At 35.5% G+C, this 12,170-nt stretch carries 14 protein-coding genes and 1 other RNA gene; 13 read left to right on the top strand and 2 right to left on the bottom strand.

Annotated elements, in window-relative coordinates:
• Window positions 1–70 precede the first annotated feature (70 nt).
• From CWS01_RS00235 to ssrS, 3 genes are all read left to right on the top strand, one after another.
• Window positions 71–1,135 carry a M24 family metallopeptidase gene (locus CWS01_RS00235; protein WP_101174972.1) on the top strand — a complete coding sequence of 355 codons (1,065 nt, stop codon included), beginning with the start codon at window positions 71–73 and terminating at the stop codon, window positions 1,133–1,135.
• Between the two features lie 19 nt (window positions 1,136–1,154).
• Window positions 1,155–1,712: an elongation factor P gene (efp, locus tag CWS01_RS00230; RefSeq protein WP_101174971.1), complete on the top strand. Its 558-nt coding sequence runs from the start codon at window positions 1,155–1,157 to the stop codon at window positions 1,710–1,712.
• An 83-nt stretch (window positions 1,713–1,795) separates the two neighbouring features.
• Window positions 1,796–1,986, top strand: a non-coding RNA gene (gene ssrS, locus CWS01_RS00225) — 6S RNA.
• 131 nt (window positions 1,987–2,117) lie between these two features.
• Here ssrS and CWS01_RS22835 read toward each other — a convergent pair.
• Together CWS01_RS22835 and CWS01_RS00215 are read right to left on the bottom strand one after the other, a co-directional pair.
• A complete protein-coding gene (locus CWS01_RS22835) occupies window positions 2,118–2,684 on the bottom strand; it encodes a peptidoglycan DD-metalloendopeptidase family protein (protein ID WP_193603740.1) in 567 nt (188 codons plus the stop codon).
• Between the two features lie 412 nt (window positions 2,685–3,096).
• A complete protein-coding gene (locus tag CWS01_RS00215) occupies window positions 3,097–4,461 on the bottom strand; it encodes an alkaline phosphatase (protein ID WP_101174969.1) in 1,365 nt (454 codons plus the stop codon).
• Between the two features lie 346 nt (window positions 4,462–4,807).
• Between CWS01_RS00215 and spoIIIAA the strand changes: the two genes are divergently transcribed.
• The 10 genes from spoIIIAA to accC all read left to right on the top strand — a co-directional run bounded on the left by spoIIIAA (window position 4,808) and on the right by accC (window position 12,168).
• Window positions 4,808–5,740 (top strand): stage III sporulation protein AA, encoded by a 933-nt coding sequence (spoIIIAA, locus tag CWS01_RS00210; protein ID WP_101174968.1) that lies wholly within the window; start codon window positions 4,808–4,810, stop codon window positions 5,738–5,740.
• Entirely contained in the window at window positions 5,737–6,252 is a 516-nt protein-coding gene (gene spoIIIAB / locus CWS01_RS00205; protein ID WP_101174967.1) for a stage III sporulation protein SpoIIIAB, read from the top strand. The genes spoIIIAA and spoIIIAB overlap by 4 nt, the downstream gene beginning before the upstream one ends.
• Before the next feature lie 22 nt (window positions 6,253–6,274).
• Window positions 6,275–6,481 carry a stage III sporulation protein AC gene (gene spoIIIAC / locus CWS01_RS00200; RefSeq protein ID WP_101174966.1) on the top strand — a complete coding sequence of 69 codons (207 nt, stop codon included), beginning with the start codon at window positions 6,275–6,277 and terminating at the stop codon, window positions 6,479–6,481.
• Window positions 6,482–6,489: 8 nt separating this feature from the next.
• Window positions 6,490–6,885 (top strand): stage III sporulation protein AD, encoded by a 396-nt coding sequence (gene spoIIIAD, locus CWS01_RS00195; protein ID WP_101174965.1) that lies wholly within the window; start codon window positions 6,490–6,492, stop codon window positions 6,883–6,885.
• A 40-nt stretch (window positions 6,886–6,925) separates the two neighbouring features.
• Window positions 6,926–8,137, top strand: a complete 1,212-nt coding sequence (gene spoIIIAE, locus CWS01_RS00190) for a stage III sporulation protein AE (RefSeq protein WP_101174964.1) — start codon at window positions 6,926–6,928, stop codon at window positions 8,135–8,137.
• A gap of 17 nt (window positions 8,138–8,154) precedes the next feature.
• Window positions 8,155–8,793, top strand: coding sequence for a stage III sporulation protein AF (spoIIIAF, locus tag CWS01_RS00185; RefSeq protein ID WP_101174963.1), 639 nt, complete (start codon window positions 8,155–8,157; stop codon window positions 8,791–8,793).
• Window positions 8,786–9,424 (top strand): stage III sporulation protein AG, encoded by a 639-nt coding sequence (spoIIIAG, locus tag CWS01_RS00180; protein WP_101175039.1) that lies wholly within the window; start codon window positions 8,786–8,788, stop codon window positions 9,422–9,424. Before spoIIIAF ends, spoIIIAG begins: the two co-directional genes overlap by 8 nt.
• A gap of 14 nt (window positions 9,425–9,438) precedes the next feature.
• Window positions 9,439–10,023, top strand: coding sequence for a SpoIIIAH-like family protein (locus CWS01_RS00175; RefSeq protein ID WP_101174962.1), 585 nt, complete (start codon window positions 9,439–9,441; stop codon window positions 10,021–10,023).
• Window positions 10,024–10,319: 296 nt separating this feature from the next.
• Window positions 10,320–10,790 carry an acetyl-CoA carboxylase biotin carboxyl carrier protein gene (gene accB / locus CWS01_RS00170; protein WP_101174961.1) on the top strand — a complete coding sequence of 157 codons (471 nt, stop codon included), beginning with the start codon at window positions 10,320–10,322 and terminating at the stop codon, window positions 10,788–10,790.
• A 19-nt stretch (window positions 10,791–10,809) separates the two neighbouring features.
• A complete protein-coding gene (accC, locus tag CWS01_RS00165) occupies window positions 10,810–12,168 on the top strand; it encodes an acetyl-CoA carboxylase biotin carboxylase subunit (protein ID WP_101174960.1) in 1,359 nt (452 codons plus the stop codon).
• The last annotated feature ends 2 nt before the right edge of the window (window positions 12,169–12,170 follow it).

The raw sequence follows: 12,170 nt of genomic DNA, 5'->3' as shown, positions 1-12,170 counted from the left end.
AAATGGAGTACGTTTTGCATAGGAAATACATAGTGCCAAAAGAATAAAAGCGGGCAAGGAGAGGCGAAAAATGGAAAAACTACAAAAATTAAGAGAAGCATTAATAAAAGAAAATGCAGATGGAATGTTGATAACAAGCAACTACAACCGCCGTTACATAAGCAATTTTACTGGAACGAGCGGGGTTGTGCTAATCAGTGGGGAAGAAGCAAAGTTCATTACAGATTTTCGGTATATGGAACAAGCAGCAGAGCAATGTAAGGGATTTGAAATTGTTCAGCACACAGGACCTATTTATAAAGAAGTGGCTGTTCAAGCAGAAAAGCTGGGGATAAAAAGACTTGCTTTTGAACAAGATTATATGACTTTTACGGATTATAGAATTTACGAAGGTGCGATAAAAGGCGAATTAGTGCCTGTTTCTGGTCTGATTGAAAAGTTACGCTTGATTAAGAGTCCCCAAGAGATTAAGATATTAAAGGAAGCAGCCAAGATTGCGGATGCAGCTTTTACTCATATTCTTGATTTTATTAAAGTTGGGAAAACAGAGTTGGAAGTTTCGAATGAATTAGAGTTTTTTATGCGAAAAGCAGGTGCAACTTCATCATCCTTTGATACAATCGTAGCATCAGGGAAAAGATCTGCCTTGCCTCATGGTGTTGCAACAAATAAAGTTATTGAAGATGGTGATTTCGTAACATTGGATTATGGCGCTTACTATAATGGATATGTTTCAGATATTACAAGAACAATAGCTGTAGGCAATCCGGACGAAAAATTAAAAGAAATATATGAAATAGTCTTGCAGGCACAATTAAAAGGCATGAACGGAATAAAACCAGGCTTAACAGGAATTCAAGCAGATGCTCTAACTAGGGATTACATAACAGAACATGGATATGGTGATAATTTTGGGCATTCAACAGGCCATGGTATCGGTTTAGAAGTGCATGAAGGACCAGGTCTTTCCGCTAAATCAGAAATTATTTTAGCACCAGGCATGGTTGTTACAGTAGAGCCAGGCATTTATGTTCCAGGTCTTGGTGGAGTTCGTATTGAAGATGATACATTGATAACAGATGTTCATAATGAAGCTTTAACCCATTCAACAAAAGAACTTATTATTTTGAAGTAAGATTAGGAGGATTATTTACATGATTTCTGTAAACGATTTTAAAACAGGTTTAACGATTGAAGTAGACAACGGGATTTGGAGAGTTATTGATTTCCAACATGTTAAACCAGGAAAAGGAGCGGCATTTGTTCGTTCTAAATTAAGAAATTTACGTACAGGAGCTATTCAAGAAAAAACATTTAGAGCTGGAGAAAAAGTAGCAAAAGCTCAAATTGATAACCGCAAAATGCAATATTTATATGCAAATGGGGATCAACATGTATTTATGGATACAGAATCATATGATCAAATTGAATTGTCAGAAAATGCAATTGAATATGAGTTGAAATTCCTTCAAGAAAACATGGAAGTGCAAATTATGATGTACCAATCAGAAACACTTGGTGTAGAACTTCCAAACACGGTTGTATTAGAAGTTGCGGAAACAGAGCCTGGCATTAAAGGCGATACTGCTTCTGGTGGTACAAAACCTGCTACGTTAGAAACAGGATTAATTGTTCAAGTTCCTTTCTTTATTAATCAAGGGGACAAATTGATCATTAATACAACTGAAGCTAGCTATGTTTCTCGCGCGTAAGGAATAAACCTAAAAAATATATAATGCCAAGTAAAGATTATTACCATTTGCGTTTTATATCTTTTTCTTGTATTATATAAATATAAAAGCTGCGTTGTACGTTATCGTATGAAGTTTCAACCTTTATCGATAATTAGGGAGTTCTATATTAAAGACGGAACAGCAGGCTTTATGATTAATTCATAAGGACATATGAAGAAATCTTTTGCGAACACCCACCTGGTGGAGCAGGTTTTGAAACTCCATACACCTAAGCGGCAAATGCGGCTGAAAAAAAGCAACCTTAAAAGGTTGCTTTTTTTTTGTTTATAATTAAAAAATGGATTATTATGCTGGAGATAGTAGAAGAAAACGATATTTAAAAGTTTGACTATATTAACATTAACTGTTGATTTTTGTACTAGCCTACTTAAAAGGAATTTTTAATGATTGTCCTGCGTAAATATAATTTTTGTCACTTAAATTATTGGCCTGCATAATGGCATTAATGGTTGTTTGATATTGTTTGCTTATTTTTGTTAAAGTATCGCCTTTTTTTACTACATAGTTTAAATATTGAATACTTTGGCTGGCTGCAGTCAGGTAGTTCATTGGATCAACAGCATTTGATTTTGCGTCGTTCCATCTGCCAAGATGCAATTCATAATGTAAATGCTGGCCAGTTGAATTTCCTGTACTGCCCATTATGCCGATAAGTTGTCCTTGCTTCACTTTTTGTCCAGCAAGCACTTTGCGGGATCCCTTTTGTAAATGAGCATAAACGGTTTCGTATACTCTTCCATTTATTGTATGAATTATCATAATACATTCTCCATAGCTGTTTGAGTAATACGATTTTGATACAGTTCCACTAGCGGTTGCAACTATTTCATGAACTCCCTTTGCAGCAAAATCTGTGCCAAAATGTTTATTAGGACCTTTATTTTGAAAGGGATTACTGATAGTCGTTATAGATGTTGGAAAAATAAACATTAGTAAATTCACCTCCATTATATTGAATATAGTAGTATGGTATGAAGGTAGATAAAAAAGGCTTGGACTAGTTTTATAAAGAAAGTTTGATAGAGGTTAAAGGATATGTAAACGCTAATATTTATGTATTCCTCACTACCAGAATCTTTTTTTAAAATAAAACAATAAAAAGTTTGCAGCTTTATAATTTGCTGCAAGCTTGGATGCTCGTCCTATTTTTTGCTCTTTTCTAAAGGCTGTTTTCCCAAAGTTTGTTGTTTTAGCATAAGAAAATGGGAAAGAAATGCTTAGCATCCTGCATACACGTAGACTCCTGCGGGAAAAGCGAGAAAGACAAGACCCCTCAGGGAGCAGAGTGATGAGGAGGCTTGACGCTCGCCCGCAGAAAGCGAAGTGTGTGCAGGATGCGGATTTAAAAAGCAAACCCCATTAACTTTGCTAGCTTTTTTGGAATATCGGTATTATCCATAACTCCATGAAACTGACTTGCCCCTTTTCCATATGCAAATACAGCAATCATATTGCTAGTATGTCCCCCTGTGGTGCTTAATTTTTCAATGCTTCGATCTAATGAACCGGCATGGTAGTGTTTAGCAATTCTATTGCCGATTTCCCAAGCAACTTGCTGCTCTGGATAAACTTGTCCTTGATCAGTTTTTATATCCGATTGAAATAAAGCAATATCTCTATTCGATAATGTCATATGTGCATATTGTTTAAATACTTTTCTAATGCTTTCATTGGTATAGCCGATTCCGTTTTTGTTTTTTTGCAATTGACTTGCCATATAATGCGGAGTAACCGAAATTTTTTTTAATGCTTTAATGTCCATCGGTTCAGAGGCTGAAATCCCCATTGTTTCATGATCTGCTGCAACGAGTACCAATGTATCAGGATGTTTTTTTGCCCATTCTACACAATATTTTACAGCATCATCAAATTCTATCGTTTCTTTCCAAATACTTGTTAGATCACTTGCATGGGAAGCGTGGTCAATTCTAGCTCCTTCAATCATTGCAAAAAAACCTTTGGAATTTTTAGAAAGTGTTTCAATTGTTTTGGCAGTCATTTCTGTTAATGTCGGTTCTTGGCTATGCAGTTCTTTTCGGTCTAGTTTGAAGTTTAAATGTTTTGGCCCGAAGAGCCCTAAGATTTTATCACTTTTTGCATCCTTCAGCTCCTGATTTGTTGCAACAAATTGATAGCCAGCTTTTTTGTATAGGCTAATCAGGTTAGCATCGCCTTTTTTATTGGCTCCAAAATAGCTTAATCCCCCGCCCATAATTACATCAACCTTATTTTGCAATTGCTGTTTTGCAATGGATTGTTGATCGTCCCAACGGTTTTTTACACTTGCAGTAAAACTGGCTGGTGTTGCATCCGTAACAGAATTTGTCGTAACGATTCCGGTTTTATAAAGATGGTCTTTAAACGAATCGAGGATGCTTTTTTCCTCTTTGCCATTAGAGTTGACGCCAATCATTTCATTTTTTGTTTTTTTTCCAATAGCAATTGCTGTTCCCCCAGCAGCAGAATCCGTTACTCGATTATTGGCGGAATAAGTATGGACAAGGGCAGTATATGGCAAGGTTTCTATGTAGAGACGCCCTTGTTTGCCATATTCAAATAATCTGGCGACCTCCATTTGTCCTAAACCCATTCCATCTCCAATCAATAAAATAATGTTTTTTGGCCCGTCTTTTCCAGAAACTGTTCCGCTGGTTGTTTGGATAAATACAAAGACCAAAAAAGACAAACATATGGTTAATTTCTTCATTTTTAGAATGCCTCCATTATCATTTCAAAAATAACTACACTACAGCTTATTGTTTGAGTGTGTATCTATAATTAAACTTCCAAATGATAGGGAGTTTTCCTTTCAATTAAAACAAGGCAAATAAAGTAGAGTGGAGTAATTAATGGCTATGCTTTTAGGTCGAGAAGAATATTTATGGATAATAGGAAAAAATCCCTCTATTAAAAATAAAAAGGGATAGAGCAAAAAGGAATAATTTCACTAATCATGCATACACATTATTAAGAAAATGAAATTAAAGGACAGGTAGGCAATAGCTTACTAATCTCTAAAAACTGTTGGACAACCTAAAAAGGAGGAACTCTTTGTGAATTCGATCTATTCATTTTTGCCTAAACGTATTGCAGAACAAGTTCTCACAATCCCTCCAAATCAAAGAGAAGGAATCGAAGAAATAAGAATTAGAATCGATCGTCCATTGGAAGTATGTATAAATGGAAAACCAATTTTTTTCCCTTCCACTATTACAAGGGAAGATGCTGACCATCTATTAAATAAGATTAGTCAATATTCTGTTTATACAATGGAAGAAGAATTAAAACGAGGTTATATCACTATTGTTGGAGGACATAGAGTTGGATTAGCAGGAAAAGTAGTTTTAGAAAGCAGCAAGGTAAAGGCAATTAGTGAGGTAGCAAGCTTTAATATTCGGATAGCAAAAGAAAAAATTGGGATTGCAGAATCTTTTATTCCTTTTTTGCATAAGCAAAACAGATGGTTTCATACAATGATAATTGGTCCACCCCAAACGGGAAAAACAACTTTATTACGAGACATTGCCAGGTATATATCAAATGGGGATAAAAAATATAAAAAAACTCCTAGCAAAGTAGGCATTGTGGATGAGAGGTCGGAAATTGCCGGCTCTATCCATGGCGTGCCACAAATGACATTTGGACCACGAGTAGATGTGCTTGATGCCTGTCCGAAAGCGGAGGGAATGATGATGATGATCCGTTCCATGAGTCCAGATGTGCTGATAGTAGATGAAGTAGGGAGAAAAGAGGACGGAGAAGCGATTCTTGAAGCAGTGAATGCGGGTGTTCAATTAATCATGACAACACATGGAAGGACACTAGAAGAAATAAAAAATAGACCAGTATTAAAGCCAATCATAGAGATGGGCATATTTGACCGTTTTATTGAATTGAATAGAAAAAATGGTCCTGGAACAGTTGGAGCGATCAAAAATAAAGATGGAAAATTAATGTCTAAGGAAATGAAGGTGACAACTTCATGATCAAAATTGTTGGAGCGATTATTATTCTTGCTTCTACAAGCTGGGGCGGTATGGAGTTTTCCAAAGTATTAAGTGAACGACCTAAACAATTGAGGCAGTTAAAAGCGGCGCTGCAGTCTTTAGAAGCAGAAATTATGTACGCTCATACACCATTGCATGAAGCAGCTAGAAGATTGGCAGAACAGCTTAGTTCTCCTCTTTCTACTTTTTTTTCTGAGTTCTCTAATAAGCTTGAGCAGGAAGAAACAACAGTAAGAGATGCCTGGTCAAAAAGTCTAGAAGAAATCTGGACAAGTACGGCGATGAAACAGCCAGAATTAGAAATTATGAAGCAGTTTGGCGAAACATTGGGCAGACATGATCGGATTTCTCAGCAAAAACAAATATTACTGACCCTTTCCCATCTAGAAAGAGAAGAAGCAGAAGCAAGAAATAATCAGATGAAATATGAAAAAATGGTAAAAAGTTTAGGGGTTCTTTCTGGCTTATTAATCGTTATTTTATTGATGTAGTTAGTTGTAGGAGGAGAATAAGATGGGTTTAGAGGTAGATATCATTTTTAAAATAGCGGGTGTTGGAATTGTGGTTGCTTTTTTGCACACTATTTTGGATCAAGTAGGAAAAAAAGAATATGCACAGTGGGTAACGCTTTTTGGATTTATTTATATTTTGTTTATGGTTGCAAATATAGTAGAAGATTTATTTCAGAAAATTAAGTCTGTATTTCTATTTCAAGGCTAAAGGAGGATATCATCATTGAAATTCTTCAAATAGTAGGAATTGCTTTAATTTCTACATTTCTTGTCTTAATTATAAAAGAACAAAAGCCAAATATCGCTTTTTTGCTTGTTGTGTTTGTCGGATGTACGATTTTTCTTTTTCTAGTGGACCAAATTGCAGCAATTATCCATATGATTGAGAAGATTGCCTTAAATGCAAAAGTGAATACAGTATATGTAGAAACGATATTAAAAATAGTAGGAATTGCTTATATTGCTGAATTTGCTGTTCAAATTACAAAGGATGCTGGACAAGCTTCCATTGCCTCCAAAATAGAATTAGCTGGAAAGATCATTATTTTGTCCATGGCGGTTCCTATTCTAACTGTTTTAGTAGAAACGATCATTAATATGATACCAAACTAAATTAGCGTTTATAGATTGTTCTAATGCTAGAGGTGAAGAAATGAAAACAAAACTAAACATCATTCTACTGTTTATGACCATTCTCTTTTTTCTATTTATTCCAACTGTCCAAGCATCGCCTCAAGAAGAAGAACAGGAAGAAACAAATGCAAGTGCAAGTAATACGCAACAAATGGTTGATTCCCAAATAGATAAGTTGAATTTAGAGGAGTTAAAAGGTTTTTGGGAACATATTACCCAAGAATATGGCGGTTTTTTACCGGAAAGCCAAAAAGGAACTTTATACGATTTTATAAAAAATGGAAATTCAATTGATTTGCAAGGACTTTTTTCTGGCATGATGAAATTTGCTTTTCATGAAATTATTGTGAACGGAAAGTTGCTGGGTTCGCTTATATTATTAACTATTTTTAGCATGCTTTTGCAAATGCTGCAAAACTCTTTTGAAAAAAGTTCTATCAGCAAAGTTGCGTATGGGATTGTATTTATGGTTCTTATTATTCTTGCTTTAAATAGTTTTCATGTAGCTGTAACATTCGCAAATGAAGCAATTTCTACAATGACTGGTTTTATATTAGCTCTTGTTCCTCTTTTATTGGCATTGATGGCAGCATCTGGTGGGGTCATCTCAGCTGCATTTTTTCATCCAGTTATTCTTTTTTTGATGAATACAAGCGGCATGCTGATAGAATATATTGTTCTTCCGCTACTGTTTTTAGCAACATTGCTCCATATAGTCAGTGCCTTATCTGAACAATATAAAGTAACGCAACTCGCTAATCTCTTGCGCAATATCAGCATCGGCATATTAGGCTTATTCTTGACGATTTTTCTCGGTGTTATTTCTGTGCAAGGCGCGTCTTCCGCTGTAACCGATGGAATAACGATTAAAACAGCAAAATTTGTAACAGGAAATTTTATTCCTGTTATAGGCCGAATGTTTACAGACGCAGCAGATACAGTTATTAATGCAAGTCTGCTTTTGAAAAATTCGGTTGGGATTGCAGGAGTTGCCATTTTGCTTTTTATTGTGGCATTTCCAGCAGTAAAAATTTTAATGATTTCATTTATATATAAGTTTGCCGCAGCCGTTTTACAGCCATTAGGCGGAGGTCCTGTTATTACATGCCTCGATATTATCTCTAAAAGTATATTATATGTTTTTGCCGCACTTGCGGTTGTATCTTTAATGTTTTTCCTCACAATTACCGTCATTATTGCAGCCGGAAATTTAACGATGATGGTTAAGTAGAAAGGCGGGGAAGTGAATTGAGCTTTATTACCGAATGGGTGACAAATATTATTCTATTTGTACTTCTAGCAACAGTTGTGGATATGTTATTGCCAAATTCCTCCTTTCAAAAATATGCGAAGATGGTTGCAGGATTATTGCTTATTACCGTTATTTTAACACCAGTCTTTAAACTCGTGAATCATGATTTTGAAGATGTTGTTGCACAGGCAACTTTTAAAAATTCCGATGAAAAAAATATAAAAAATTCAATGGAATTGCAGAAAAAAGAAATACAAGCATCATTAGATGAATATACATTAAACAAAATGGCTGTCCAAATGAAAGAGGATGCAAATAAGGAGTTGGTAAATCAATACGGAATTGAAATAGAAACACTTAGTATAACAGTGGACAAAGGCAGTGAAAAAAGTTTTCCTGAAAATTTGGAAAAGCTGGTTATTTCTTTAAAGCCAGGGGATGGAGAACAAAATGAAAATGCAGTGGAAGCAGTTAAAACAGTGGATATTAATACCCAAAATCCTGATTCTCCTAAATCTGACCAACTACAAGTAGATACAGACAGCATAACATCATTTCTTGCCAATAAGTGGGATGTAAAAGATGAAAATATCGACATTGTAACAGAAGGAGGGGAGAGTGAAACAAATGGATAAAGAAAAGGGACCAATTAGTTCGTTAAAGAGGATATTTACTAACAATGGCGGCCCAGGAAACAAGCAAGGGAAAGTGCAGTATTTAATTATTGTAGCACTGTTTGGAGCAGCCATTATGCTTTTAAGCAATATGTTTTTTCATAATGATTCGACCAAAGAAGCTGCCACTGTAACAAGTTCACCTGTGGCGGAAGAAACATTTGGGCAAAAATCACAGGGATCTAGTGGAATAATAGATTATGAAGAAAAATATAAAGAAGAGATTAAAGCGGCTATTAATAATATATCAGGGGTAAAAAACGCAACGGTGTATGTGAATGTTGATGCAACAGAAAAAAAAATATATGAAAAAAATACAACAACGCAAAACCAAACAACAGAAGAAACAGATCCTCAAGGGGGAAAAAGACAAGTGGAAGATGCCTCTACAGAATCACAGCTAGTGATAGTCCAAAATGGCGATAAACAAGTTCCTGTTGTAGTAGAGACGAAAAAACCCGAAATAAGGGGTGTTCTCATTGTTGCAAAAGGAGCTGAAAATATAAAAATTAAAAGCATGATAATTGAGGCTGTAACAAGGGCGCTAGATGTACCAAGTCATCGTGTTTCTGTCATGCCAAAACAATCTTAAGGAGGATTTAGCTTATGTTATTAAAAAAACAAACGGTTTGGTTATTAACAATGTTAAGTTTAGTAGTGGTCTTGTCTGTTTATTATATTACATCGCCTGAAACATCAAATGAATTTGCAACAGGAGAAGAAAGCAAAGCAAAAGAAGAAGCACAAAATAACTCAGCAGCATCAAAAACAGACACAAACGAACAATCTGCAAGTGATACAAAAACAGATGGAAGTACTGTTTCTACAGTGGGATCAGATGAAGAGTTTGATGAAAAACGTTTAGAACTCGAGGATCAAAGAAGCGCTAAAGAAGAGGAATTAACAGATGTAATGGGGTCAACTGAAGCCACTGCAGAGCAAAAAAGTGAAGCAGCAGAGAAAATTGATCAATTAAGAGAAGTAGCAGATCAGGAGAAAATGCTAGAAACATTAATAAAAGCAGATAATTATGATGATGTACTTGTACGTTCTGTTGATGGAGTAGTAAATGTTACCGTTAAAGCGGATAAACTTTCTGCAGAAGCTGCAAATGATATTATTCAACTAGTACGCAAAAATATGAATGAACCAGGAGCATATGTTGCGGTTAAATTTGATCCAAGCAAATAAAAAAGTTTTATATTAGCAATAGAAGGGGAAAAGATGCATAATCTTTTCTCCTTTTTTATATTAAGTGTTCCATAAATGGCAATGCTAAAAAGAAGGGGGCTATACGGCTTGTATTAGTTATTTTAGCTTGAAAATGGTATGATAGAATGGAGAGAGCAAGAAACATATCTATTTTCAAAAGCAGCATAAAACGAACCGATTAGCACTTGATTAAAGAAGAATGTTGAACTATGATAAGGTCTTATCGTATGATATTAGTAGCTAGTCATAAATGAATTATTTAAGGGGTGTTTTACATGTTTAAAATAGAAGAAATAAAAGAACTAATTCAATTAATAAACGAATCAAATGTAAATGACTTTTCGTATGAGCAAGATGGAACAAAATTAAAAATCAAAAAAAATTATGGTGAACAAGTGATGGTTTCTGCTGTACAAACTGTTCCTCAAACAAAACCGCAAATAGTAGAGATGGCAAGTGCACCTTTAGAAACAGCTGCCAAAGAAGAAAAACCAGAAGTGAATGAAAATTTACATAAAATTACTTCTCCTATGGTAGGCACATTCTACGCATCTTCATCACCTGATAAAGATGCGTATGTAAAAGTAGGAGATAAAGTAACAAAGGATTCTGTTGTATGCATTATCGAAGCAATGAAATTATTTAATGAAATAACAGCAGAAGTAGATGGGGAGATCGTAGAAATTCTTGTAAAAGATGGAGAACTTGTAGAATATGGCGAACCATTATTTTTAGTAAAGGCTTAATAAAGAGAGGGTTTAACCAATGATAAAAAAACTGTTAATAGCAAACAGAGGGGAAATTGCTGTCCGCATTATTAGAGCATGCCGAGAACTTAATATTGAAACAGTTGCTGTTTATTCGCAAGCAGATAAGGATTCGCTTCATGTCCAACTAGCAGATGAAGCCTATTGTATTGGACCAACAGCATCTAAAGACAGTTATTTAAATTTTACGAACATAATAAGTGCAGCTACATTAACAGGAAGTGATGCTATCCATCCAGGCTATGGATTTTTAGCAGAAAATGCTGGCTTTGCTGAATTATGCCGAGATTGCAATATTACTTTTGTTGGTCCAAGTCCTGAAGCAATCAATAAAATGGGCACAAAGGATATAGCAAGAGAAACAATGCGAAAAGCGGGTGTGCCAATTGTTCCAGGATCACAAGGAATTATCCAAGATTTAGATGAGGGAATTACTTTAGCGGCTGAAATCGGCTATCCTGTCATTATTAAAGCGACTGCTGGAGGCGGAGGGAAAGGAATTCGTGTCGCCAAATCAGAAGAAGAGCTTATTAAGGGGATCAGCATTACACAGCAAGAAGCTTTAACTGCCTTCGGAAATGCTGGTGTTTATTTAGAAAAGTATATTGAAGATTTTCGCCATGTAGAAATTCAAGTGCTTGCAGATAATTATGGGCATGTTATCCATTTAGGAGAAAGAGACTGTTCTATTCAGAGAAGACTTCAAAAACTATTAGAAGAAACTCCATCTCCTGTTATAACGGAAGAAATGCGCAGTAAAATGGGCGAAGCTGCGGTTAAGGCAGCAGAAGCGGTCGGATATTCAGGTGCTGGAACGGTTGAATTTATCTACGACTACCGTGCGGGACAATTTTACTTTATGGAAATGAACACACGGATTCAGGTAGAGCATCCTGTTACAGAAATGGTTACTGGTGTTGATTTAATTAAAGAGCAAATCTTTGTTGCATCAGGAAAACCCCTTGAAATTAGGCAAAAAGATGTAACATTTACTGGATGGGCTATTGAATGTCGCATCAATGCAGAAAATCCTGCGAAAAATTTCATGCCATCTCCTGGTAAAATACATATGTATTTGCCGCCAGGCGGCTTAGGAGTGCGAATAGATTCTGCAGTATACCCAGGCTATTCTATTCCTCCATATTATGATAGCATGATCGCTAAAGTTATTACGTATGGCCAAACAAGAGAAGAAGCAATTGCTCGCATGAAAAGGGCACTCAGCGAATTTGTTATTGAAGGTGTACATACAACCATACCGTTTCATTTGCAACTCCTTAATCATAAAAAGTTTGTGGACGGAGATTTCAACACAAAGTTTTTAGAAATGTATGATTTGATGAAATCAGAAGATTAAAA

It is taken from the genome of Niallia nealsonii (assembly GCF_002835805.1).
In the GTDB taxonomy this organism is placed as follows: Bacteria; Bacillota; Bacilli; order Bacillales; family Cytobacillaceae; genus Niallia; species Niallia nealsonii.
This window is presented reverse-complemented; position numbering and strand designations above follow the sequence as displayed.

Coding starts and splice junctions, on each gene's coding strand:
- CWS01_RS00235 (WP_101174972.1), top strand. CDS start 71: ATGGAAAAACTACAAAAATTAAGAGAAGCATTAATAAAAGAAAATGCA.
- efp (WP_101174971.1), top strand. CDS start 1,155: ATGATTTCTGTAAACGATTTTAAAACAGGTTTAACGATTGAAGTAGAC.
- CWS01_RS22835 (WP_193603740.1), bottom strand. CDS start 2,684: ATGTTTATTTTTCCAACATCTATAACGACTATCAGTAATCCCTTTCAA.
- CWS01_RS00215 (WP_101174969.1), bottom strand. CDS start 4,461: ATGAAGAAATTAACCATATGTTTGTCTTTTTTGGTCTTTGTATTTATC.
- spoIIIAB (WP_101174967.1), top strand. CDS start 5,737: ATGATCAAAATTGTTGGAGCGATTATTATTCTTGCTTCTACAAGCTGG.
- spoIIIAC (WP_101174966.1), top strand. CDS start 6,275: ATGGGTTTAGAGGTAGATATCATTTTTAAAATAGCGGGTGTTGGAATT.
- spoIIIAE (WP_101174964.1), top strand. CDS start 6,926: ATGAAAACAAAACTAAACATCATTCTACTGTTTATGACCATTCTCTTT.
- spoIIIAG (WP_101175039.1), top strand. CDS start 8,786: ATGGATAAAGAAAAGGGACCAATTAGTTCGTTAAAGAGGATATTTACT.
- CWS01_RS00175 (WP_101174962.1), top strand. CDS start 9,439: ATGTTATTAAAAAAACAAACGGTTTGGTTATTAACAATGTTAAGTTTA.
- accB (WP_101174961.1), top strand. CDS start 10,320: ATGTTTAAAATAGAAGAAATAAAAGAACTAATTCAATTAATAAACGAA.
- accC (WP_101174960.1), top strand. CDS start 10,810: ATGATAAAAAAACTGTTAATAGCAAACAGAGGGGAAATTGCTGTCCGC.